Raw genomic sequence first — 23809 nt, 5'->3', positions numbered from 1 at the left:
GCTATCTGGTATATACACATTGGTAAATGCATGAGCGAAAAATCTCAAATCTCTGCCTACTTGGTAGCAAAGCAGGTTGGGTAAGTAAATCTATAGGGTAATTTACATTGTAGAATATGACGACTTTAATCTGGGATCAACGCCGCTATAGAAACCGTCATGGACGCGGTATGAGAGCACCTATGTTCGGCACAAGACTTCCAAAATATAGAACTGCAAGCGGAATGTTTGACGCTATGGTCGCCTCTCAAATACGTAGGCTTAACGGAGCCTGGCATGATCTTATGAAAAACGTCCAATTTGCAGTAGAAGACGTGCCGCCATCGCAGCCTATCATATGGGAAAATAATCGTAGAATAATGTCTCAATGCTTCCCCGCAAGTCACGGGATGCCGCCAAGAATCGTACTTTATCGCATGCCTTTATGCACGCATGTCACAAGTAGATCAGAATTAAATTATGCGATTCGAGATGAAATGGTTCAGCGATTAGCGCAACTATACGGCAGAAGACCTGAAGAAATAGATCCGGATTGGGGTTTTTAAGCAAAGTAAAAGCAAAACGAAAGGCTAGCCAAAAAGCTAGCCTTAAAACTTATTTAACTACTCTTTGCGTTTCCGTAACTTTTATAGAAACTTGTTGCGGCTCCAACGATTGAGATCTAAGCCACGCTATACCTGCAAGATGCGCGTCATCGACTTCTTTTTTATGAATACGCGCAGCAAAAGATACTTTCGATTTTGAATCAGCTTCAAACACAACAGCCTTATCTCCAAAATCTTTAGCTTCTAATTCAATCGAACTATCCGCCGGAACAACCAAAGTTTTTCTTGCTATAAGAGCGCCTTTATCGTCAAAAACACGCAAGTGCACAGTTGATTCGCTAGAGTCAGCAGAAGCAAAATACAAAGTTGTTTCTTCGGATTTAACAGGCGTGACTAAAGCGCTATATCCTTGCGAATGCACCGGTTCAGCAAAAGCTAAATCTTCCTGACCTGATTCGCCAGAACGATTTATAGAAACCATAGAGAAAACAGGATTGTTTGCTTCAACTTTTAAAGCACTTACCTTTTCCGGGACTTTTCCAAGATCCACTATTTGCAACTTTTTACCTTCAAGAAGCAAATTATTAACAGTCTTAGAACCAGATTCTCCAACCCAAGATACATTCACCTTGCTAGTAGTTTTAGACCATAAATATAACTTTGCGTTATCTGATTTAATAACACCAGGTATAAGAGCAGACTTTGAATCAGCTTGCAAAGGCTGAATAACATCCACGCCTTTAACAGTTAATCCTTGCATTTTACGCACTTGTATAAACGAAGCAACAGGAGTTTGTTCGCTTAAAACTTGAATATACAAGCCTTTAGAATTCGGAGCGGCTGCAGAAATATCAAAATAAGATTCACTATGAGCTGGCACAGTAAAGGCACTACCAGTAGATGGAGTAATTAAATTACTTCCACTTTCAACAGACCACATCCTAACTTGCACAATAGTTGGCTTAGACGAAGTATTTACTGAAACTAAACGCATTAACGTACCAGTTTCAGTTTCGGGAGCTAAGAAAGTTTGGCTTCGAGTAGCATTAATACAAGATGATGCAGATAATCCTCGAAGATCCCCATTAGTTGACCATGAAGCGGAGGATGCGGCAATTCCTGTTCCAGAATCCGATTGAGATAATCTTCCTTCTAAAACTTGCGAATCTTTATCTATATTTTTAGAAGCGATAAAAGTAATATTGCTGCTGGAATTTTTACTCTCGTCACTTTCATTATTTTCACCATCTTCATAATCATCACTGTTTTCAACAGAATCTAACGAAGAAGCTGAATCGTCACCATCTTTAGAATTTCGTACAGTAGCACGATAAACATTCCCAAATGCAGCAAAACGAGACATAGAAGTAGAGTTTCCATCTGATTCTCTATATTCTTTATCTCCGTAATCAGAAGATTCAGACACTGATAATCGCGCTGGGCAAACCATTTTTAAGCTTGTTGCTCCAACTTGTTGAGTTACGGAAGTGCTTGAACGCACTCCACTATCTACAACGTTTGGATAAATTTGCATAGTTGCGAGAATAAGAGAAACTACTATAAGAATTATTGCACTTATAGAAGATAGAAAAACAATGCCTATATTGTGAAGATGACGCTTTCTTTGAGATTCTGTTTCAGGAGAATTATCTCTATGCTGGCCTAAAGCTTTATGCTCGCTAGAATCCTTATTCTCGCTGAGGTTATTGTTCTCACTGAGATTATTATTCTCACTGAGGTCTTCGCTTTCACTTAAATCTTCGCGCTCAACATTCTCAATATCTGCGCTATCTGATCTATCCGCAATATCCGCGATATTATCGATATTCTCGCTATCCGCGCTATTCTCTCTATCCTTTTTACGCCAACTCATCAATACTCTCCTCTCGCTCATCATCAGCACGCTCTAACACGTTATGCTGACCAAATCGAGGAACTGCAACTAAGCAATACATTATGAACACAATTCCACAAACTGTCATCCAAGACTTTCTCCAAGCTAAAGGACGCGTATTGTAATAGAACGAAGATTTAGATTTATAAGAAACAGGATTGTCAAAACGCAAATACGTTCCTTGATGTGAACTTACAACAAGCTGAGTTGATTCAGAAGCATTCACATTAGTAATAAAACGATCCGTTGCTGATTTATCTGCAAAATTTTCACCATATAACAATGAATTTGTAGCGTACTTTTTAGCTTGAGACGAATCATCCACTACGTAAATACCGCCAAATCCAAGCTGCTCTAAAGTAGAAATAGCACCAGAATCAGCATGCGAAAGTAATTTAGCAACTGTTCTGGAAAGCGTAATATCGTTTTTAGACATGCCATATAGAACGTTGCGCACGCGCAAAGCAGGCGATTCGTCAATAGAATCACCTCTAGAAGTACGCATAATAGCAACCTCAACATCTCTATCGCTAATAGCTCGAACTGCTAAAACTCTACGATTACTGTCTTTATTAAGATAATCGACAACAACCATAGGCAAACCATTATCACTTGAATTAACAGAGCTTAAAGGTCCGCTAAGAATAGCAAAAATAGCTAATAGAATAGCCATAGCAAATATTCCACAAGCTAAAAGTCCTCTAGCGCAATATGCGATTTTTTTCAAAACCAACTCGGCAGATTTACGCATAGCAGCACGCCTATCAGCACGAGTTTTATACACGCCGTCAGAAACTTTAATATTCTTAACTTTTAAAGGCTCAAAACGACTAACAGCATGACCAGCAACCATGCATATGCACGCCAAAACGCCAATAGCTGAAAGCACTACTCCAGGCAAAGCACTACCTGCAACAGGCCCAAACTCATCTTGTCCAACTACGATTCTTACAGAAATGAGGGAAAGAACCATACCAGATATTATTACGCCCCACATTACGCGCGAAACACGCAATGCGAATGGCAGCGCAAGAGAAGTAATAGCCATAACAACAGCTATGATTGCAAAAACAATCATAATTATTCCGCGAAGCGAAAGTAGCGGATTATATGAAGAAGCAAAAGAATATCCCGCATTTGAATATCCTGCATTCATATTAAAAGCGCGCAATAATATGTCAACATATCCATCAGTTCGCGGAACACCTTGAATACCGCTATGAACTAAAGACATAGATCCGAATATTTGACGCCACATGCCAGCGTTGTAATATCTAACAACACTTCCTAAAGTTGGCAAGCACACTAAAATCGACGGAATAGGCATAAGAGCTAACATTGGCCTATGCGACTTCACCATTACTATTGCAACTACGAAAATTACAAACAAAGCTATTAACAACTGCGGCTGAGCTGCAACAGCAACCATAAAGCACAATGAAGCACAGGCAGCAGATTGAGTAGAAGGAACAGGCTTAACAGGATCTTCTGTAACATACATTCCAACAGCGTGGAAAGCAAACGCAAAGGCAGCTGGCAAAAATACCATGAAGATCAACATAGGCAAATCTCCACGAGCAAATAAGCCGAAAGCCATTGCTAAAACAGTCCAGCAAATTCCAGAGCAAACTCGAACTGAATCAGATCTTGTAAACACTCCAGCGAAAGCCCAGAAACTCAATAACATTGCTGGAGCCGAAAGGAAGAATGCTAATGTAACAGCTAATCCTGGATTTCCAAATGTAAAAGCGGAGGCGATAGTCCACATCAACAGCAACGGAGAAGGCGGTATAGCCGGACCAAATCCGCTATCAGGCATCCACGCGCCAGTCGCAGCCTTCCATAATTGGCTCATGCTAGATCCGGTAGGAATCCACTGCTGAGTATAAATAGTCGAGCCTTCTATAATTTCTCGCCACGAATGCCCATAAAATACAGCAACCGCACAAAATACTACTAACGCAGCAACTAATGCAGCGCTCCAGCGCAATAAGATTCTTTTATGCAAATGTTTTCTTGCAAGAGGACCAAGCAATACACCACGTTTTTGAGAAAGATACGCCGCACAACGATCTTTCCATACTGATATTTGTTTACGATCTGCAACAAGCGCACTTAAATTCTTTAAAGATACTCTAGTAGATCTAGCGACGCGGAATCGCACGAAAAACGCACTAGGCAATTGCAACAAAGCTTGCCATGGAAGCCACAATCTCACTAAAGCGATATAAGGCTGTTTAACAAATAAAGATTGCAAAGCCATGATTAAGGAAACTGGAACACTTATAAGCCAAATAAGCGGCCATAAGATGATACGAATATCCGTGTAACGATAACGTTGTAAAGCTTTAAGCGAGGCAGCTATACCGTGAATCATACTTGATTTTTCTTCAGGACGAGCATCCCCACTTCGAGTACGGATTCCTTCAAAACGCGCTCGCCTATGCGCAATTCGAGCAGATGGAACAACAACTACTCGCCCACCATTCAAGCAAACACGACGGCAAAAATCACGAGATTCACCGAAAGTTGTCATCCACGGCTGAACACCATGCATAAGTTGCCAAGTGGTTAACGGAACAAGCGCTCCAGCAAGAGATACGCTAAAAACATCCCCTCTGTTATCGTATTGCTCTTGATCTAATTCGCCTTCAACAGTTAAAGAATGCAAACTATGATGCCATGCGTACATTCCAACGTTGTGTAAAATCTTTCCATCCCAATCAACTTGTTTAGCTCCTAAAACAGATGCTGTTGGAGTGTTTCGCCATGTTTCTCTTAAATGTTCCAAACAATGCGAATCAGCTGGGCGCGAATCATCGTGTAAAAGCCACATTGCTTTTACGCCAGTGCATGGCATTAACTTGTGTAAAGCTTTATCTATAGCATCGCCAAAAGATCGTGCTGCTGTTACAGGAACAATAATTATCTGTATTTTTTTGTTATACGAATCCAAAGATGAACCATATTCACGCTCTTTATAGCTCTCTTTATAGTCCTTCTTATAATGCTCTTTATAGTCCTCTTTATAATGCCCGTTATAAGCAAGTTCATGATTCATCATGTCGCTTAAAGCCGAAGAAGCACAGCAAACACTAACATTAGCTCTTTTGATTTTGCTAGTTCGTCTAGCGCAATCGACTATAACAATAGTGCCTGGGAGCACTGTTTGATCAGATAAAGCGCGTAATGTTTCCTTATAAAATCGCGTATCTCGCTCAAGACACATCATTGCCATAATAGACGAGTCAACACCTCGAGGCTTTGCTTTTTTAAGACTAGCAAAAGCGCGAAGAACGTCATGTTCGAGCTTATCTACATCAGCGATTATTGAATCCATAGTTACAGTGTACGCAAGGGGTATGTAACTACAAGTGTTTATTGCAATAAAACGAGCGAATTGAAGGATCTGACACAGAGTAGAAGACAGCGCTGACGACCTTACTAAGTTTCGTATGCTCTAAGTACACAAAACTAAGCAACCCTTCTTGCTTTTGTTTACCAACACGCTACCTAAGTACACAAAACCAAGAACACTCCCCCGAGTTTGTTTACCAACACGCGCTATAAGTACACAAAACTAAGCGCGACGACCAATATATAATAATTTCAATAGATTGCACTATAGTTATGTGGATATGTGTTTAATCGTGATTCCTCCAGAGAACACGGTAAAAACACAACGATATTAGACCCTGTTTTCTGCAGAATTCTGGCTTCTGAAAGAAGGTGCCATGGTGACTTCACGCCACCCTAGAGTATACGGGAATCACGCTAGGACGAAGGTTACTCGCTTGGCCGCTCCACGACACTCTCTTGGCTTTAGTATTAACAATCGCGTGAAGAATTTAGTATGCATGTCGCTTGTTGCAATACTCACCTTCTTTTCGACTATTGTTTCAATAACGTGGATGGATTTTTCAACAACTATTAGCAATAATTCTGTGCACGTTATTTATGGCTCAAGTGGCAAAAAATCTTCAGAACCTATAGATCCTAATGCTGGCAAACCAATTACCTTCCTTCTACTCGGTCAAGATACTCGAGAAGGTAAAAATAATAACTTTGCTCATGATGGAGAAACAGATAATCACCAATCTGATACAGCTATGGTTGTGCAGATTAGCGCAGATCGTTCGTATGTGAATATAGTTTCTATTCCTCGAGATTCAATGGTAAACGCACCGGAATGCGATACTTCTCGTGGACGTATCCCTGCGCGAGAACACGTAATGTTCAACTCGATTTTTGCTTACGGATATGCTCAAGGCGGAGATTTATCTTCAGCGGCAAGCTGCTCGCTTAAAACAGTTAATTCTCTTACAGGCTTAGATATTGATAACTTTATTGTTGCCGATTTTAATGGCCTGAGCGAAATGATTAACGCTATTGGCGGCGTAGACTTATGCATTCCTGTAACTACACACGATGTTTATACTGGCGTTACTTTAAAGCGAGGAATGAGACATCTTAACGGTGTTACAGCTACACAATACGCTAGAATGCGTCACGATTCCGCAAGCGACGGTTCGGATATTATGCGTACAACTCGTCAGCAATACTTAATAAAGCAGCTTGTTCATCAAGCTTTATCTAAGAATTTGCTAACTGAATCCGGACAGCTTTACCAGTTGGCTAAATCTGCTTTAAATTCTTTGAATATTAGCTCGGGTCTTGCAAATCCTGCAACTTTAGTTGGATTGGCTATGAGCTTACACAAATTAGACACTTCTCATATTTACGCAAGAACAATACCTATTGTTGCCGATCCTTCTAACCCTAATCGTGTTGTTTGGGATGCCTCTGCTCAAGATGTATGGGAGACAATGCGCCAAAATAGGCCGCTTACGAATAAACGTCACAATGCTTCTTCGCATCCAAAGTCTTCTGATGATACCCAAAGCGATAACACGCAAAATAATTCTCCGAATCATAAATCTGAATATGGTCCTGTAAATCCTAAGACTGGATTAGTTAAAGATAGTTCAGGCAGACTTATCGACCCTAATACCGGAGGAATTGTTAATCCAGAAGATGGCACTATTCGCGATCCTAACACCGGATATTACATGGGTATAGCTGATAAATACATAAACAACACTATTTGCGCTGTGCCTAAATCGTGATTGTTGATTGTTCAGATTGTTTGGATTGCTGAATTGTTAGATTGTTAGATTTTAGATTTTAAATTATGCAATTGTTAGATTATTAGTTATTAGTAATACTTGCATAAACTTATTCTAAAATACGTAATCGCAAAGAAAACAACGCAAAGAAAATACAGATAGCAAATAGATAAAAGTTAAGGAAGAATATGACAAGGCCAAATTCAGACGATTCTTATGATAATGAGCAGCCGCCGAGCTTTGCACCTTCTCGCAATCGTAGAATGAGGCAACCGCTTCCTTCCAATAATTCAAACGATAATATTCCGCCTAGCTTTGCACCAAATTCAAACAGACGCAAAGCAACAGCATCGAGTAGCAATATATCTAGCGATAACTCACGCGCAAGCAGATCTTACACAGGTGGATCTTACGCAAGCGGATCTTACGCAGGAAATAACTCTTACACAGGAAACAACTTACGCGAAAGTAATTCTTACTCAGGCAACGCATACGCAAATAGCCCACGTACAAATAGCCCACGCGAAAATAAACCTTTAGAAAACAATAATCCAGCAATAGCGATTCCAAAAAAACGCAAAAAACATTACATTCTCATGACAATATCGCTATTGATGTGCATTGCGCTTATAGTTGCCGCAATCGTAGGAAGTAACACATACCATTGGGTAGACTCGCGCATACAAAAAACGCACTGGCTTACTAACACAAATGACACTCCTGAAAAAACATGGCTTATATTAGGATCAGACCAGCGCGAAGGAGAAGAAGCCAAAGAAATTACAGGCTTTAGAATGGACTCAATTCTCGTATTAACAAAGCCGGCAAACGGGCACAGCTCGCTTATTTCAATACCTCGCGACTCGCTTGTATCAGTGAATAACAATAAGATGAAAATCAACACTGTAGCGCAATTCTTCGGCAAGCCTGCACTAACTAAAGTTGTAGAAAATATTACAGGACATCATATTGATCACGTTGCAGAAATACGATTTGGAGGATTAACTCACGTTGTTGATTCGATTGGAGGAATCGAACTCTGCTACAATCGCACAGTAAAAGACAGGTTCAGTGGACTTGATTGGAAAGCTGGATGCCATCACGCAAATGGCAATACTGCTTTAGCGTTCTCACGAATGCGATATGAAGATCCTGAATCTGATTTTGGTAGAGCAAAACGACAGAGAATGGTTATTTCTGCGATTATCAAAAAAGCTACATCAAAAGATACGCTAACAAACTTTGGTAGAGTGAAAAAACTTACAGAAACAGGATTAAAATCCTTTGTATTCGACGAAAAATCTACACCTATGTCCTTAGCAGATATGGCATTCGCTTTTAAAGAAGCCACAGGACCTAACGGAATTTCTGGCACTGTTTATTGGACGGATCCAAATTATTTCGTTCCGGGAGTAGGATCCTCAGTGCTTTTAGACGACGATAAAAATACAAAGCTTTTCGATTCACTATCTTCAGGAACGCACAAGCCTGGAACTGTTGGTACTCTTGCAGAAATGGAAAAGTAAATTCAACTTTTGAACTTCTAACCACATAGCTCGTTTTTTCTTGCCTTTGATTAAAAGCATAGTAATCATAATGCTATGAAAACTATTACACAACGAGCACTTTTGCGATTGCAAATATTCGCAAGCATTGTACCTATTGTTGCAAACATAACAATGGCTGTTATAGCTTTTGTGCAACACCAGTGGATGATGATTGCAATGATAATACCGAGCACGATGATGTATCTTGCCAGCATTATTCCACAACTTATACAACAGCACGCAAATATGTCTAGAGATATTTCAAATAGCTCTTTAGACTCGTATGCCAATGGTTTTAAAAACTCTAATAAGTTAAATAACTTGTTAGAAGCAAAATCGGAGCAATCGCTTGTCGCTATAAACTCAAATTCGCATAGAAATCAGTACGCTAATTCTCAGGAGAATTCATATTTTAACGAGAGTGGACTAAACGGGAGTGGATTAAATAATGGGCTAAATAATGCGTTAAATAACGTTTTAAGTAACGCGCCTAAAATCGATGGAAATCCAGACGACATAAATCCAATAATATTGGAAAAATTACTATTAAATATTCCTAAAATATCTAAGAATTATCAACTTGGAAGCAAACTACTAATGCCTCCATGGAGAGAAATCGCAAGATCTTGGCTAATGTCTTTTGCGAAAAATAAAAGCCAGAAAAGGCAACTTATAGCGCCTATAGGAGTTAGCAATAAAGGCGATATGAATATTGATCTTGTGAAAAATGGACCGCACGCTCTTGTAGCAGGAACAACAGGATCTGGAAAATCCATATTACTTACGACTTGGTGTTTGGCTCTTGCTTTTCGATATCCGCCAAGCGCATTGCGATTCGTATTCATGGATTTTAAAGGAGGAGCAACTTTCGACGCATTAGCAAAAATTCCTCACAGTATTGGCAACGTTGGAGACTTAGATTTGCATCATGCAACTCGCGCATTACGAGGTTTAGAAAAAGAATTAGATCGCAGAGAGCGCTTAGTTGCCGAACAAGAATGCCATGATATTACGCAAGTAAAACCGTACCAGCCTTCAATCGTGATTGTTATAGACGAATTTCACGCATTAAAAGATCAACTTCCGCACTATATGAACAGGCTGATTCGAATCGCGTCTGTAGGAAGATCTTTAGGGATGCATATTATTGCCTGCACACAAAATCCTCTTGGTCAAGTTAATGCAGATATGAAAGCAAATATATCTATTAATTTATGCCTACGCGTAAGGGATGCTCTTCAATCGCACGAATTACTTGGCTCCTCGTGCGCAGCATATATAAATCCTCAATCACTTGGAGGAGCGTATTGCAATCTTGGCGAAGGAATTACAGCTGTGCGATGCTCTGAAATAGCAAATACTTCTACTCTTATCGAAGGAATAAATCTTGCTGGAAAATTCTATCATTACAATCAAGCCGAACAATTATTTAGCAAACCATTGCCATCGCTTGTAACAGTAAAACAAGCTGAAAAATATAGTAAATTTGATGCGAATGATAAAACATCTAATCGCATTCATAAAAATAACGATATTACTATTGGATTATTAGATGACGGAATACGATTATATGCAGCCACTCTCCCACTAAACATAGGCAATATAGCTATAATCGGCACTCAAGGACGCGGCAAAACTAATATTTTGCGTCTTATAGATAACTTATTGAAAGAAGATATAGCAGACGGCGAAAATCGGGAAGAAAACACTAATCATCCTTATATTGTTGACAATGCAGATGCGCTTGTGAACCCTTTGAACAACAATCCTGATGCCATATATTTTCAAGAACAACTATCTTCATCTAATACTGTGATTTTTAGCGCAAAAACAGCTCATAGATTACGATTGCCGGATCAAGCTCCAGTGCGCATAATATTCCCAACTGGGGATGCTGGAACAGATACAATGCTTGGAATACCGTCAGAAATTCAACAATCTTTAACTCCGCAAGACTATCACACCCCGGGGCGAGCAGTACTAATTTATCCAGGGCACGCTTATCTTCTGCAGTTAATTTATTTCGAAAATACATAGCATAAATATTTATATATTTAACTAAACTTCATAAAACTCTTGAAAAAAATACATATTCGTGATTTCCTTACATACGGGGAAATTTTTTGTAATAATACTTTAAGTGAGGTTTACTTAGATATGAGCAATGTATTTGACTGGCGTACAAAAGCAGCGTGTAGGGATAAAGATCCGGAGCTGTTTTTCCCAGTTGGAAATACTGGACTTTCATATCAGCAAATCGAGGAAGCAAAATTAGTATGCCGCTCGTGCAAAGTTTCTGATTCTTGCTTAAGATGCGCATTAGAAACAAACCAGGACTATGGAGTTTGGGGCGGATTAAGCGAAGAAGAACGTCGCTCGCTAAAACGACGTGCAATGCGCGCACGACGTCATAGTGATTCAGAACTATAAAAAATTAAATTATAAATAAATCTAGCTCGAACCAAGTTAATCTAAATTAAACTGATTCAAGCTAGATTATTGATATTATGCGAAATATTATGCAATATTACGCAATAAAATCACGCAATATTAAGCGACTCCAGGTACGCGTAATTTAATATCCAAAACCACGCGCGTTCCGCCTTCATGCCTCTGCTCCCAGCGAACAGTTCCACCAAAGTCATTTGTAACAAAAGTATTGATAAGCTGCGTTCCTAAGCCAGAACCAGAAGGTCGAGCCATTCCGTGCGAAGCCTCGCTATCAATACCATCTCCATCGTCTTCAACAATAATATTTAGATTATCGCCACCACGCCCAACGGAAATCTTAATATGACCTGATTCTTTGTCTTCAAAACCATGCTCAACAGCATTAGTAACCAATTCCGTAAGAACCAAAGATAGCGGAGTTGCATCTTGAGCGGCAAGCATTCCGAATTTGCCAACAAAATCAATAGTAATTTTCTGATTTTGCGAAGCTAATTCTATAGACATCTTAAGCAAACTAGAAATAACTTTATCAAAATCAACAACTTCATCGGCAGTCTGACTTAAACCTTCATGAACAAGAGCAATAGTTTGAACACGACGTTGCGCTTCTTCTAACTCTTTTCTCACTTCTTGAGATTTAGTTTTACGCGCCTGCAAGCGCAAAAGTGCCGAAACAGCTTGAAGATTATTCTTCACGCGATGGTGAATTTCAGAAATAGTAGCATTCTTTGTTTGCAATTCACGTTCTCTACGAAGAACTTCAGTAACATCACGACATAATATTACAGCGCCAGTTCTTTCGCTAGGACCAAAAAGCGGCAAAGAGCGCATTGAAACAACAGAATGATTTGCCTCAAGTTCGCAATCTATATCTGCTTTACCACTTAAAACAAGCGGCAAACTTTCAGGAACTACATCGTTAATATGCAAAAGCCTAGTGCCAAACTCGCTTAAATACTCGCCAGTCATAGTATTTAATCCGCCAAGACGACGGAAGCAGCTAATAGCATTAGGAGAAGCGTATCGAACAATTCCATTCGCTTCAAGAACAATAAAACCATCTGCAACACGAGCATTATGGCGCTGATTTAAAACAGAATAATGATATGGGAATTGACCACGAGGAATCATATCAAAAAGTGTTTTACCAGCATTAATACTTTCTGTTTCATATCTACCGTTAGATTCGCGCGTTGCCAAATTTGTTTCTCGCAAAACAAGACCTAAAGCTTTACCATTATGGCGCACAGGAGCATAAACATTACAAACTGTTGCTCTTCCAACAGAACGCAATACTGAAGAATGGAAACTTGTTTCTGACTTCATAGCTTCCGAAAGCTCATCATACATAGAAATATCAAGCTTTTCCCCAAGCAAATCCTCAGTTCTAAGCGTTATTGCAGTAGATGGACGGCACTGTTCCGCAACAACATAATCACCATCACCATTTTGAATAACTAAAAGAAGATCTGCAAAACTTAAGTCAGCTATAACTTGCCAATCAGCTACCAAATGATGTAACCATTCACGATCGCTATCGTCAAAATCTGGACGAGTCGAAAGAATATGAGAAAAATCAGCCATATGGATAATCATATATCTAGCATGTAAGAAATAAGTCAATTAGGTATGTTGCAAAAGATATGTCATAAAGCATTCGCACAAAGTATGTAATCAAGCATGCAATCAAGCATTCAATCGAATATGTTGCAAAACACTTATAAAAAAGCTGCCCCCGCACTTACGTACAGAAGCAGCTTATAAAACTAACAGCGAATCTAATTATTTAAATTAGAAGCCAAACTGTGCAGCAGTTTCGCGCAAAGTCTCAGCAGAACGCTTTAATGCAGCCAATTCACGATCAGAAACTGGAGTATTAAGACGAGAGTTGACACCATTGCGGTTCAACAATGTTGGCACAGACATGCAAACATCAGAAATTCCGTGGAAGTCATCAAGCAAAGAAGACACTGGAAGAATGCGGTTAGTGTCACGAAGAACAGCCTCAACAATATCTACGCCAGACATAGCGATAGCGTAGTTTGTAGCACCCTTACCGTTGATAATCTTGTAAGCAGCGTTAACAACTTCCTGATGGATTTCTTCGCGCTTAGAAGCATCAAGTGGCTCATGACCTGGAAGAGCATTCCAATCGCACATAGGAACGCCACCGATGGTTGCAGAAGCCCACAGAGGAACTTCAGAATCGCCATGCTCGCCAGCGATATAAGCGTGAACGTTCTTAACATTTACGCCAGTATGCTGAGCAATAAGGAAGCGAAGACGAGCAGAATCAAGGTTGGTACCAGAGCCAAACATTTGATTTGCTGGAAGACCAGAAAGCTTCATTGAAACGTGGGTAACAACATCCACAGGATTAGTGATTAACATGTAGATAGCGTTAGGAGCGACCTTAACAACATTAGGAATAATCGACTTCATGATGTTGATGGTTGCGCCGGCGAGATCCAAACGAGTCTGACCTGGCTTCTGGCGAGCGCCAGCAGTAATAACCACCATGTCTGCATCACGGCAAATTTCTACATCGTCCGAACCGGCAATTGATACTGCAGGATAGAAGCTTGAACCATGCTGCATATCCAAAACTTCAGCTTCTACGCGTTCCTTAGCAATATCTTCAAGCACAATTTCACGGGCAACACCACGCTGAGCGGCAGCAAAGGCGAGCGTAGAACCGACTGCACCAGCACCAATAATCGCCAGCTTTGTTGGCTTAACCTGCGAATTTACCATGCGAAACAACCTCTTTTCAACAACCTATTAACACCTTCAAAATGTATGAAACACACTAATTTATGAAGGCTGCTCTTTTATTAAGAGCCTGTGGGTATGAACACCTTTACTCTAATCGCACCACCGGAATTTGTGGCCCTGCAAAACTCGCAAATCACATATGTTAATAAGTGAAATTATTTGTGGAATTATTTGTGCAATTATGTGTGAAATTGTATTGAAATTGTGCGTGAAATTGTTTATGTAAAAATATGTATATCTAAATATGTGTGCAATTATTTTTACAAAGCTACACTCATAAGCTTTGAAGCCAAAGAGTCATTAACATAAGCGATTAAAGCAACTCCACGATCTTCATAATCAACTTTTTCTACTACGCCATTTTCACGAACTTGCGAAAGTAAAGATCCAGCACTATATGGCAAAACAACGTCAACTTTCACTCTTGGAGAAGGCAATAGCCATTCAATTCTTTGTCGAAGTCGAAGAATGCCATCTCCAGATGCAGCGGAAACGATAAGAGAATCAGGATACAATTTTTCTAAACGCTCTCTTTGAGGCTGACTCATGCAATCAGATTTATTAAATACAAGTAATTGAGGAATCTCTTCCACTCCATTAATAGATCCAAGAACTTCATTAACAGCATCAATTTGAGAAGTAGGATCCGGATGCGAGCCGTCAACTACATGCATAATCACATCCGCTTGCGAAACTTCTTCCAAAGTAGATTTAAATGCTTCAACTAATTGGGTTGGGAGCCTACGAACAAATCCCACTGTATCTACAAGCGTATAATTGCGTCCGTCTTGGGCTTTAGAACGTCGAACTGCTGTATCAAGAGTTGCAAATAATGCATTTTCTACTAATTCTTCTGAACCAGTAAGCCTGTTAATAATAGAGGATTTGCCAGCATTCGTATATCCGACTACAGCAACAGTTGGCACGCCTTGCCTGCGACGAGAACCTCGCTTAACATCTCGAGCTGGAGCCATATGCGCAATATCGTTCCTCAATTTTGAAATGCGATTGCGAATAGCACGACGATCCATTTCGATTTTAGTTTCGCCAGGGCCTCTTGAGCCAATACCAGCATCGCCTGCAGCTCTACCACCAGCCTGTCTGGAAAGAGCAGCACCCCAACCTCTTAATCGCGGAAGCATATATTGCAATTGAGCAAGCTCAACTTGAGCTTTACCTTCACGACTCGTAGCATGCTGAGCAAAAATATCCAAAATAACAGCGGTGCGATCAACAACCTTAACTTTAGTCGCATCTTCTAAAGCTCGACGCTGGCTAGGTGGTAAATCATCGTCAACAATAATCGTATCCGCATCATGCTGAGCAACTACCGCTGCAAGCTCACGCGCTTTACCTGAGCCAACGTAAGTTGCGGCATCCGGCCTATATCTTTGCTGTAACATGCCATCGCAAACAACAGCACCAGCGGTTTGTGCCAAAGCTGCAAGCTCACGCAAAGATTCTTCTGCTTGAGAAAGAGTTCCACGCGCGCTTGACCACACGCCAACTAACACAACACGCTCAAGACGAAGTTTTCTGTATTCAACTTCAGTAACATCTTGTAACTCACCAAGACCAGCTACTCGTTTTAAAGCATTACGAGATTCGCGCTCCTGCCACGCTTCATCATGCTTCTCACTTTCTAAAGTAGTGTCTAAAAGTACATCAGAATGGCCAGAAAGCACATCATTATGCTTGCTATTCGAATTGCTAATAGCATCTATATCTACGTTATTTACCAAAGACGCACCCTTCGTCGTTTTACTTAATAGTATTTTACAACGTTTGTTTTATTATTGTGATTTTAGAAGACATATTAAATGCTAAATCGTAAATAAGTACAATGACTAAAAACCAGGATCAAAATCAGTTTAAGAATCGCAATCAACTTAAGAATCGCAATCAACTTAAAACTCAACCTAAAACTCAAACTAAAACTAATGATGTTGCAGTAAAGAAAAGCGGCGAACAGTATTTTTCCGCAACTCCTTCATCAAACGATGAGCGAAAAACACTTCATGTAACATTACGCGACCGTGATATTGACGTTCAAGTTTCAAACGGAGTATTTAGCGCTTCTAAACTTGATTTAGGCACGTCTGTTTTGTTAAAACACGCTCCAAAACCACCGGAAAATGGCCGATTTCTTGATATTGGATGCGGATGGGGTCCTATCAGCTTATCTCTTGGATTAGAATCTCCGAATGCAGAAATCTTCGCTATCGACGTAAACGAGAGAGCACTAGAACTCACTAAATTAAACGCGAAGAATATTAATCTTAAAAACATACACACTGAACTTGTTGAAAACGCAATTAAAAATAAAGATTTAGAGAACATAGATCTAATATGGTCCAATCCGCCAATTCGCGTTGGAAAAGAAGTCTTGCACGAAATATTACTTACTTGGATACCAAGATTGAACGAAAACGGAAAAGCATATTTAGTTGTACAAAAAAATCTTGGATCAGACTCACTTATTCCTTGGCTTGCTGAAAATCTTGGCGAAAACTACATAGTTGAAAAATATGCAAGCTCTAAGGGATACCGAATTATAGAAGTAACAAAGACGAAGTAAGTACTAAAAGTACTAAAAGTAAAAAGCAACGCTAAAAGCAAGAATCAATGCTAAAAACGAAAAGCAATACTAAAAGCAAAAAGCAGTGATAAAAGCAAAAATCTACGAAAAGAAATAAATACACTATGAAATTCGACTACCCTGTTGAGCTTCCTATTTGCGCAGCACACGACGAAATAATAGAAGCAATTAAGTCTTCACAAGTCGTGATTGTTTCCGGACAAACCGGCTCCGGTAAAACTACGCAAATCCCAAAAATGGCGCTTGAACTTGGAAGAGGCGGAAGAAGTAAACAAATCGTACACACTCAGCCTCGCCGTTTAGCTGCGCGAACTGTTGCTGAGCGAATCGCAAGCGAAATGGAAGTAAAACTAGGCGAAGAAATCGGCTACCAAGTGCGATTTACCGACGAAAGTTCACCTAAAACAAAGCTTCGAATTGTTACTGATGGTATTTTACTTGCGCAAATTCAGCGAGATCCTCTTCTTACTAAATACGACACGATTATTATTGACGAAGCCCACGAGCGCAGTCTTAACATTGACTTTTTGCTAGGATATTTAACAACTTTACTTCCGCAAAGACGCGATTTAAAGCTGATTATTACTTCAGCAACAATAGATTCTGCAAAATTCCGTGAACATTTTGAACAAGCTTTACACATAAAAGTTCCTGTTATTGAAGTTTCTGGACGCACGTACCCTGTGAGAGTGCTTTATGAGCCTCTTGGATCCGCGCCTTCACTTATGCGACACGTCCCTGGCTTTGCAGACATAACAATGGATGAGGAAACTGTTGCAGAAAGCCAATCTAACGAAAGTAATCGAGACGATATTGCAGATGAAGATATGACATCTGCAGTAACACGCGCATGCGCTCAATTAGTGATTCATTCAAGCCACGAGCAAGGCGCGCGCGATATTATGGTTTTCGCTTCCGGCGAGCGCGATATTCGCGAATTTGAATCAGGATTACGCTCATATTTTGGCACTCGAGCAAGTGATATGAAAAGAGCGGATGCTATTGAAATAGTTCCGCTTTTTGCGCGTCTTTCTGCAAAAGATCAACATCGCGTATTTGAACACCACTCTCATCAACGCATTGTTATTGCTACTAACGTTGCTGAAACTTCGCTTACTGTTCCTGGGATTCGATACGTTGTCGATCCTGGTTTTGCGAGAATTAGCAGATATTCTAAGTCTGCAAAAGTGCAGAGGCTTCCTATAGAGCCGATTTCTCAAGCGAGCGCAGATCAGCGTTCTGGACGATGCGGACGAATCGCGGACGGTATTGCTATTAGACTTTACTCGCGCGAAGATTACGAAACTCGACCTCGTTTTACTGATCCTGAAATTCTTCGCACTTCGCTTGGAGCAGTAGTATTACACATGCTTTCAGTAGGCGTTGCTAAAACTGGCGAAGATATTACGAATTTCGGTTTTATTGACCCTCCTGATATGAAAGCAGTAAGCGACGGTTTTAATGAGCTTAACGAGCTTGGCGCAATAAGTAGAAAATCAGGTTTCATCACTTTAACTCATATTGGACGCGAGCTTTCTAAATTGCCGATTGACATTCGTTTAGGACGCATGATTATTGAAGCGGCTCGTAAAACCACTCCGAATACTCTTGCTGCAGTGCTTGTAATTGTTGCGTTTTTGAGTTTGCAAGATCCTCGCGAGCGCCCTGAAGAACAGCGTGAAGAAGCGGATAGACTTCATAATCGTTATGCGGATGAAACAAGCGATTTCTTAACTGCTTTAAATATTTGGGATTATATTTTCCAAGCAGACGGAAATATGAGCAATAACGCTCTTCGCAAACTTTGTAAAGCGGAATTCTTCCACTTTTTGCGTTTAAAACAGTGGAAAGATTTAGTTAATCAACTTCAAGACTTGTGTAAAGAGTTACATTATAAAGTTGGCGAGCCTATTCCATCTAAAAGGCCATCTTTGGAAATTCGTCAGCTTCCTAATAATCAGCAGGCTGCTCACAGCTTATGCTGCTCTTGGGATTCGCAAGGCATACACTCGTCAATGCTTGCAGGATTGCTTTCTATGTTGGGAATGCAAGTAGTGCGAGAACCGAAAGCTTCAGATTTTGCTAATTTGCACGGATCAGCAAAAATTCGCGCTATGAAACGCGCTCAAAAAATGGCTAAAAACGATTATCAAGGCGCGCGCGGAGGAAGATTCGCAATATTCCCAGCTTCAGCTGTTTCTAAAACAACTCCTTCATGGGTTATGTGTACGCAATTGGTTGAGACCTCTAGACTTTGGGCAAGATATTGCGCGCAAATCGATCCTGCTTGGGCTGAGCCACTTGCTAAAAATCTTACTAGAATCACGTATTCTGACGCTCATTGGAGCGCTTCTAAAGGTGCTGCTGTAGCAAAATCTAAAGTATTACTATACGGATTACCTATTGTTCAAGATCGCACAGTTCAATGGGCTAGAGTTAATCCTTACGAAGCTCGAATGATTATGATTCGTCAAGGCTTAGTTGAAGCAGACGTACAACAGCGTTTCGCACACGATGAGTTTATTTTAAATAATCGCAATGTGCTTGAAGACGCAGATAATCAAGCAAATCGCACTCGTCAAATAAGCGAAACTGTAAATGACGAAGATTTATTTACTTTTTACGATACTCGTCTTCCTCAAGAAGCAACTACTATCGCTGTTCTTGCAAAATGGTGGAAAGATAACCGCGAAGAAAATCCGCACAAATTAGATTTTAATCCCGATGAAGTTGAACGTTTACAAACTACGCAAAGCACTGATTTAGCCGACTATCCTGATCATTGGAACACGATTGGCACAGACGGTCAGCCTATAAGACTGCGCCTAAGTTATATTTATGATCCGGCTGATCCTTTGGACGGCGTAACAGTACATGTGCCTCTTCACACACTTTCGCGTTTAACTCCTGAAGAGTTTAGTTGGAATGTTCCAGGCTTGCTTGACGAGCTTATTATTGGCATGATCAAATCTTTGCCTAAAGCTTTACGAGTACAGTTCGTTCCAGCTCCTGACACTGCTAAAAAAATTCGCGCATGGATTGACGAACATTACGACGAGCTTCCTGGAATTGAAGAAACTGGAACAAACGCAAATAAAAATAAGCTGATTTGGCCAGATTTTAGAGAAGTTTTCACTAAAGCTGCAATTAGTGTAGTTGGAGCGCAAATACATCCTGAAGTTTTCGACGATGAGCAAATAAGCAGACTATCGCCATACTTGCGCATGACGTTTAGTGTTGAAGAAAGAAAAACTAACGGAAATCGCAATAAACCTGCAGGTCGTAATAAGTATTCTAATCGCGTAAAACCTACTATTCTTGGGACCGACAAATCGTTAATTGCATTACAACAACATTTCGCAAGAGAAGCACAAGAATCTGCGCGAGCAATTGTAAATCGTAAAGCAAATGAAGCCGCACAAGCTGGGCATGTTATTGAACGAGCAGATTTATTACACAAGTCTGGCGCTACAAATCTTTCTCGATCGCAAATGGTGTGGGATGGCGCGTTAAACATGCTGCATTTAGACAATAAGCGCATTACTTCTCGCTGGCTTGGATCGGAAGCTTTACTACTCGCAGCTGCACCTTATTCAACTTCTAACGCTTTAGCAGAAGACTTGCAAATGGCTGCAGTAAAACGACTTATTACGAACACGGATAATATTACTGACGATAATTTATTACGCGAAGCTGTTGCAAACGTATCTGAAGTGTATGAAGACACTGTTTATGCCGTTGCACACGATGTGATTGCAATATTAAAACGTCAAGCAGAATCAAGTAAAGCTGTTTCAGGCAAGGCTGATTTGCCTTTGCTTTCAGTGTTGCAATCAATACGCGAACACACTGCAAGTCTTGTGTACGAAGGATTTATTGCAAAAACTCCATCCGATTCACTACCTCGTATTGAACGCTACTTGCATGCAGACGTGATTCGTCTTGCTAAAGCTAAAGCAGATAAAAATCGTGATGTGCGGTGGGCATGGCAGGCAGATGAAGCACATAAGCTTGTAGTAAAAGCCCAAGAAAACGCTCAGAAGATTCCAGCAGGACCAGCACATGACGAGTCGCAAATAATCGCTGAGAAATTACGCTGGATGTGCGAAGAATTCTATGTCTCTCTTTGGGCGCAAGAATTAGGCACAGCTTACCCTATAAGCATTCAGCGTATGCAAAAACTGTGATAGGCCTCAATTCCTATTTATTGGATTCCCTGCTCTTAAAAATTAGTGCGTAAGTAAACAAAACCAAGCAACCCTTCTTGCTTTTGTTTACCAACACACCACATAAGTAAACAAAACCAAGAACACCACCCCGACTTTGTTTACTTCTCCCCGATTTTGTTTACCAACACGCCCCATAAGTAAACAAAACCAAGAACACTCCCCCGACTTTGTTTACCAACACACCACCTAAGTAAACAAAACCAAGCAACCCTTCTTGCTTTTGTTTACCGACACGCGCTCTAAGTACACAAAAGCAAGAAAACGCATAGAGTTTTGCAATAAGCTTATGTATCCATACGAATATAAAATTGTGAACCTATATGAACGTAACTTTAACAGCATGCAAAGTTTAGCAAGTAAACGCACTCATGCGCTGCAATAGTTTGGGAGAAATATGGCTGAGCTATCACCTGTAGATGAATCTAAAAAATCATATGCGAATAAAAGTAATACCGTTAAAAATAGTGCTCACAATACTTCCAAACATACTATTTTCCATGCTCACACATTAAACAATGACGCTTATGAAAATCCTGAAACTCGCAATAAAATAGCAGTTCGCGCGCTTATCCTACTTCTCATATCTTATGTTTTTGGAACTTTATGCTTGCAGGGCTTCAATTTGCTATTTAAGCAAGTCGGATCAGATGTTGGGAGTCCTGAACAATCGTCTTTGATCACAGGTCTGCCTGGAATTATTTTAGGAATCGCATTATTTATTTACGGTTCTTTGGGCGATTTTGTATCGTTGAAAAAACTTGTTACAGTCGGATTGCTAACACTTTTTACAGGCTCAATATTTGGTTTTGTAGCGAATTTTTGTTTCGAGCCACATTTGTGGAGCGTTATTTTAGCTCGTATGATTCAATCTGCAGGCGAACAAGTAACAGGTTCTGCTTATCTAGTAATCGCATCAAAATATTTACGCAATGATCTTAAAGTTATTTTCTTCGGATTATTTACAGCTGGATATCAAATTTCGGCAGCACTTGGCATTTTTACAGCAGGATTATTAAGCTCTATCTCCTGGCAATCATTCTTCTTAATCCCAGCTATCACTATATTCTTCCTACCTGTTTTAAGGCGTTATTTGCCTCAAAATAATGGAAATGGAAATAAGATAGACACTATAGGATTCATGATTTTTGGCACAGCTGTTGCACTTCTCACTGTTTTCTTCTCGTATCATATTTGGTGGATGCTTATTATTTCAATCGGATTATTTATAGTATTTGGAATTTATATCAGTAAAGCTAAAAATCCTTTTGTTGCTCCAGCATTTTTCAAGAACAAACGTTGGATTTCCGCAATGATAGTTCTTATGTTCCTTTATTTCACAAACTATTGTTTCACTCCTATTTTCAACCATTTAGGAGATGAATTATATAAACTAAGCACATCTGACGTAACACACTATATGGTTTTCGCATTTATTATTGCAGCCTTGGCTGGCACTAGCTCAGGGAAAATAATTGCCCGCTTCGGTCGCAAAAATGCTGTTATTATTGCGTCACTATTAATGGCTTTAGGATGGCTTGTTTCAAGCTTATGCGTTATGAGCGGATTCTGGGCACTAACTGTTGGAGCTTGCATATATTACGCAGGCTGCGGTCTTATGTACTCTCCTCTTGTTTCTACAATTTTGGATTCTTTGCCTGTTGAAGAAACTGGACGCGGTTGTGGTATGAATGATCTCGCTATGAGTATTACAACTTCCATTGGAATTGTGATTTTTTACGGTCTTATTGACAATCACACTTTAGAAGGATTCTCGTTTATTGGCGTTAAAGGTTCAGCTGCAGGATTCTCGAATGTTTTGCTTATAGGTTCAATAGTTTCGATATTAGGATTGCTAGTATTTGTGATTAGAAATTATGTGTATTCTAAATTAGACAAAAAATATAAAAGCAATAACAAAGTCGAGAAAAGTCGCGAAGAACGCTAGTAGATAAAGATAGTAGATAGATCTATTAGATAGGTCTTTAGATAACGATATTGGACGACTTTAGTAGATAACGATATTGGACGACTAAATACTGCGAAAACAACTACCTACAGCAAATGTTACAAATCTTATTAGAATAAATAATTTGCTCTAATTTAAAAGTTTGTTGTACTATATGTTGGTGAGTTTAAATACTTCACTAAGTTGCTTTGCTATATGAAATTCATATTGCAAAATTCATATTGCAATAAGTTAAAAGGGGTCGATCGGTTTCGACGGCGATCTGTTCGCCGCGGGGAAGCGTGCCGAGAATGCGAAAGTCCACTCGTAAACGTCCTTTCGCAAAAGAATAAGTGCTAAATCTAATCGCACTGAGTTCGCTCTCGCTGCCTGAGCTTCGCGCCAGGATTAACCAGTGAGCAGCTGCTCCGTTCACCCACTCACGTCTTCGGAGTGGTGCTGAACGTCATTAGAAGACTTGCTTGAATTGCCGGGCTGCAGGGCAATTCAGGGACTTTTACTGTAGATATGCTCGCCATGAATTGTCTGCGATAACATGGGGGCAGAAAAACTGCCGTGCGGCCAGCAGACTACGCACGTAGAAGACCGAGGGTACGGTCACCGGACCGGGGTTCAATTCCCCGCGACTCCACAAACGCAAAAACGCCACTGCTCTACCAGCGTCTAACGCAATAGGT

13 protein-coding genes and 1 other RNA gene are annotated in these 23809 nt (G+C 40.2%); 9 read left to right on the top strand and 5 right to left on the bottom strand.

Features of this window, described 5'->3' with window-relative positions:
- Positions 1 to 116: 116 nt before the first annotated feature.
- Positions 117 to 545 carry a metallopeptidase family protein gene (locus tag HXT51_RS05955; RefSeq protein WP_415691808.1) on the top strand — a complete coding sequence of 143 codons (429 nt, stop codon included), beginning with the start codon at positions 117 to 119 and terminating at the stop codon, positions 543 to 545.
- Between the two features lie 49 nt (positions 546 to 594).
- On the opposite strand, the gene HXT51_RS05950 is transcribed toward HXT51_RS05955, so the two are convergent.
- Complete coding sequence (locus tag HXT51_RS05950) at positions 595 to 2418, bottom strand: DUF5719 family protein (RefSeq protein WP_421776420.1); 1824 nt, start codon at positions 2416 to 2418, stop codon at positions 595 to 597.
- Positions 2405 to 5779, bottom strand: a complete 3375-nt coding sequence (locus HXT51_RS05945) for a glycosyltransferase family 2 protein (protein WP_421776419.1) — start codon at positions 5777 to 5779, stop codon at positions 2405 to 2407. The genes HXT51_RS05950 and HXT51_RS05945 overlap by 14 nt, the downstream gene beginning before the upstream one ends.
- Positions 5780 to 6296: 517 nt before the next feature.
- Between HXT51_RS05945 and HXT51_RS05940 the strand changes: the two genes are divergently transcribed.
- The 4 genes from HXT51_RS05940 (at position 6297) to HXT51_RS05925 (ending at position 11542) form a co-directional block, all read left to right on the top strand.
- Entirely contained in the window at positions 6297 to 7565 is a 1269-nt protein-coding gene (locus tag HXT51_RS05940; protein WP_421776838.1) for an LCP family protein, read from the top strand.
- 188 nt (positions 7566 to 7753) lie between these two features.
- On the top strand, positions 7754 to 9091 hold the full coding sequence (locus HXT51_RS05935; protein WP_421776418.1) for an LCP family protein: 1338 nt from the start codon (positions 7754 to 7756) through the stop codon (positions 9089 to 9091).
- Positions 9092 to 9166: 75 nt separating this feature from the next.
- Positions 9167 to 11149, top strand: a complete 1983-nt coding sequence (locus tag HXT51_RS05930; RefSeq protein WP_421776417.1) for an FtsK/SpoIIIE domain-containing protein — start codon at positions 9167 to 9169, stop codon at positions 11147 to 11149.
- A 120-nt stretch (positions 11150 to 11269) separates the two neighbouring features.
- Positions 11270 to 11542, top strand: coding sequence for a WhiB family transcriptional regulator (locus HXT51_RS05925; protein ID WP_415705967.1), 273 nt, complete (start codon positions 11270 to 11272; stop codon positions 11540 to 11542).
- A 120-nt stretch (positions 11543 to 11662) separates the two neighbouring features.
- On the opposite strand, the gene HXT51_RS05920 is transcribed toward HXT51_RS05925, so the two are convergent.
- From HXT51_RS05920 to hflX, 3 genes are all read right to left on the bottom strand, one after another.
- A complete protein-coding gene (locus HXT51_RS05920; protein ID WP_103084711.1) occupies positions 11663 to 13147 on the bottom strand; it encodes a sensor histidine kinase in 1485 nt (494 codons plus the stop codon).
- Between the two features lie 207 nt (positions 13148 to 13354).
- Positions 13355 to 14317: an L-lactate dehydrogenase gene (locus tag HXT51_RS05915; RefSeq protein ID WP_421776416.1), complete on the bottom strand. Its 963-nt coding sequence runs from the start codon at positions 14315 to 14317 to the stop codon at positions 13355 to 13357.
- A gap of 281 nt (positions 14318 to 14598) precedes the next feature.
- A complete protein-coding gene (gene hflX / locus HXT51_RS05910) occupies positions 14599 to 16080 on the bottom strand; it encodes a GTPase HflX (protein WP_421776415.1) in 1482 nt (493 codons plus the stop codon).
- Between the two features lie 101 nt (positions 16081 to 16181).
- On the opposite strand from hflX, the gene HXT51_RS05905 reads away from it, so the two are divergent.
- The 4 genes from HXT51_RS05905 (at position 16182) to ssrA (ending at position 23766) form a co-directional block, all read left to right on the top strand.
- On the top strand, positions 16182 to 16916 hold the full coding sequence (locus HXT51_RS05905; RefSeq protein WP_421776414.1) for a class I SAM-dependent methyltransferase: 735 nt from the start codon (positions 16182 to 16184) through the stop codon (positions 16914 to 16916).
- Between the two features lie 125 nt (positions 16917 to 17041).
- Entirely contained in the window at positions 17042 to 21124 is a 4083-nt protein-coding gene (gene hrpA / locus HXT51_RS05900; protein WP_421776413.1) for an ATP-dependent RNA helicase HrpA, read from the top strand.
- A 436-nt stretch (positions 21125 to 21560) separates the two neighbouring features.
- Complete coding sequence (locus HXT51_RS05895) at positions 21561 to 23111, top strand: MFS transporter (RefSeq protein ID WP_421776412.1); 1551 nt, start codon at positions 21561 to 21563, stop codon at positions 23109 to 23111.
- A gap of 258 nt (positions 23112 to 23369) precedes the next feature.
- Positions 23370 to 23766: a transfer-messenger RNA gene (ssrA, locus tag HXT51_RS05890) on the top strand.
- The last annotated feature ends 43 nt before the right edge of the window (positions 23767 to 23809 follow it).

Source organism: Gardnerella sp. KA00255 (genome assembly GCF_049244095.1).
In the GTDB taxonomy this organism is placed as follows: Bacteria; Actinomycetota; Actinomycetes; order Actinomycetales; family Bifidobacteriaceae; genus Bifidobacterium; species Bifidobacterium vaginale_F.
The sequence above is the reverse complement of the archived record's forward strand: the minus strand, read 5'-3'. Positions and strand labels throughout refer to the sequence as shown.

Coding starts and splice junctions, on each gene's coding strand:
- HXT51_RS05935 (WP_421776418.1), top strand. CDS start 7,754: ATGACAAGGCCAAATTCAGACGATTCTTATGATAATGAGCAGCCGCCG.
- HXT51_RS05955 (WP_415691808.1), top strand. CDS start 117: ATGACGACTTTAATCTGGGATCAACGCCGCTATAGAAACCGTCATGGA.
- HXT51_RS05925 (WP_415705967.1), top strand. CDS start 11,270: ATGAGCAATGTATTTGACTGGCGTACAAAAGCAGCGTGTAGGGATAAA.
- HXT51_RS05950 (WP_421776420.1), bottom strand. CDS start 2,418: ATGAGTTGGCGTAAAAAGGATAGAGAGAATAGCGCGGATAGCGAGAAT.
- hrpA (WP_421776413.1), top strand. CDS start 17,042: ATGAAATTCGACTACCCTGTTGAGCTTCCTATTTGCGCAGCACACGAC.
- HXT51_RS05930 (WP_421776417.1), top strand. CDS start 9,167: ATGAAAACTATTACACAACGAGCACTTTTGCGATTGCAAATATTCGCA.
- HXT51_RS05915 (WP_421776416.1), bottom strand. CDS start 14,317: ATGGTAAATTCGCAGGTTAAGCCAACAAAGCTGGCGATTATTGGTGCT.
- HXT51_RS05905 (WP_421776414.1), top strand. CDS start 16,182: ATGACTAAAAACCAGGATCAAAATCAGTTTAAGAATCGCAATCAACTT.
- HXT51_RS05945 (WP_421776419.1), bottom strand. CDS start 5,779: ATGGATTCAATAATCGCTGATGTAGATAAGCTCGAACATGACGTTCTT.
- HXT51_RS05920 (WP_103084711.1), bottom strand. CDS start 13,147: ATGGCTGATTTTTCTCATATTCTTTCGACTCGTCCAGATTTTGACGAT.
- HXT51_RS05940 (WP_421776838.1), top strand. CDS start 6,297: ATGTCGCTTGTTGCAATACTCACCTTCTTTTCGACTATTGTTTCAATA.
- HXT51_RS05895 (WP_421776412.1), top strand. CDS start 21,561: ATGGCTGAGCTATCACCTGTAGATGAATCTAAAAAATCATATGCGAAT.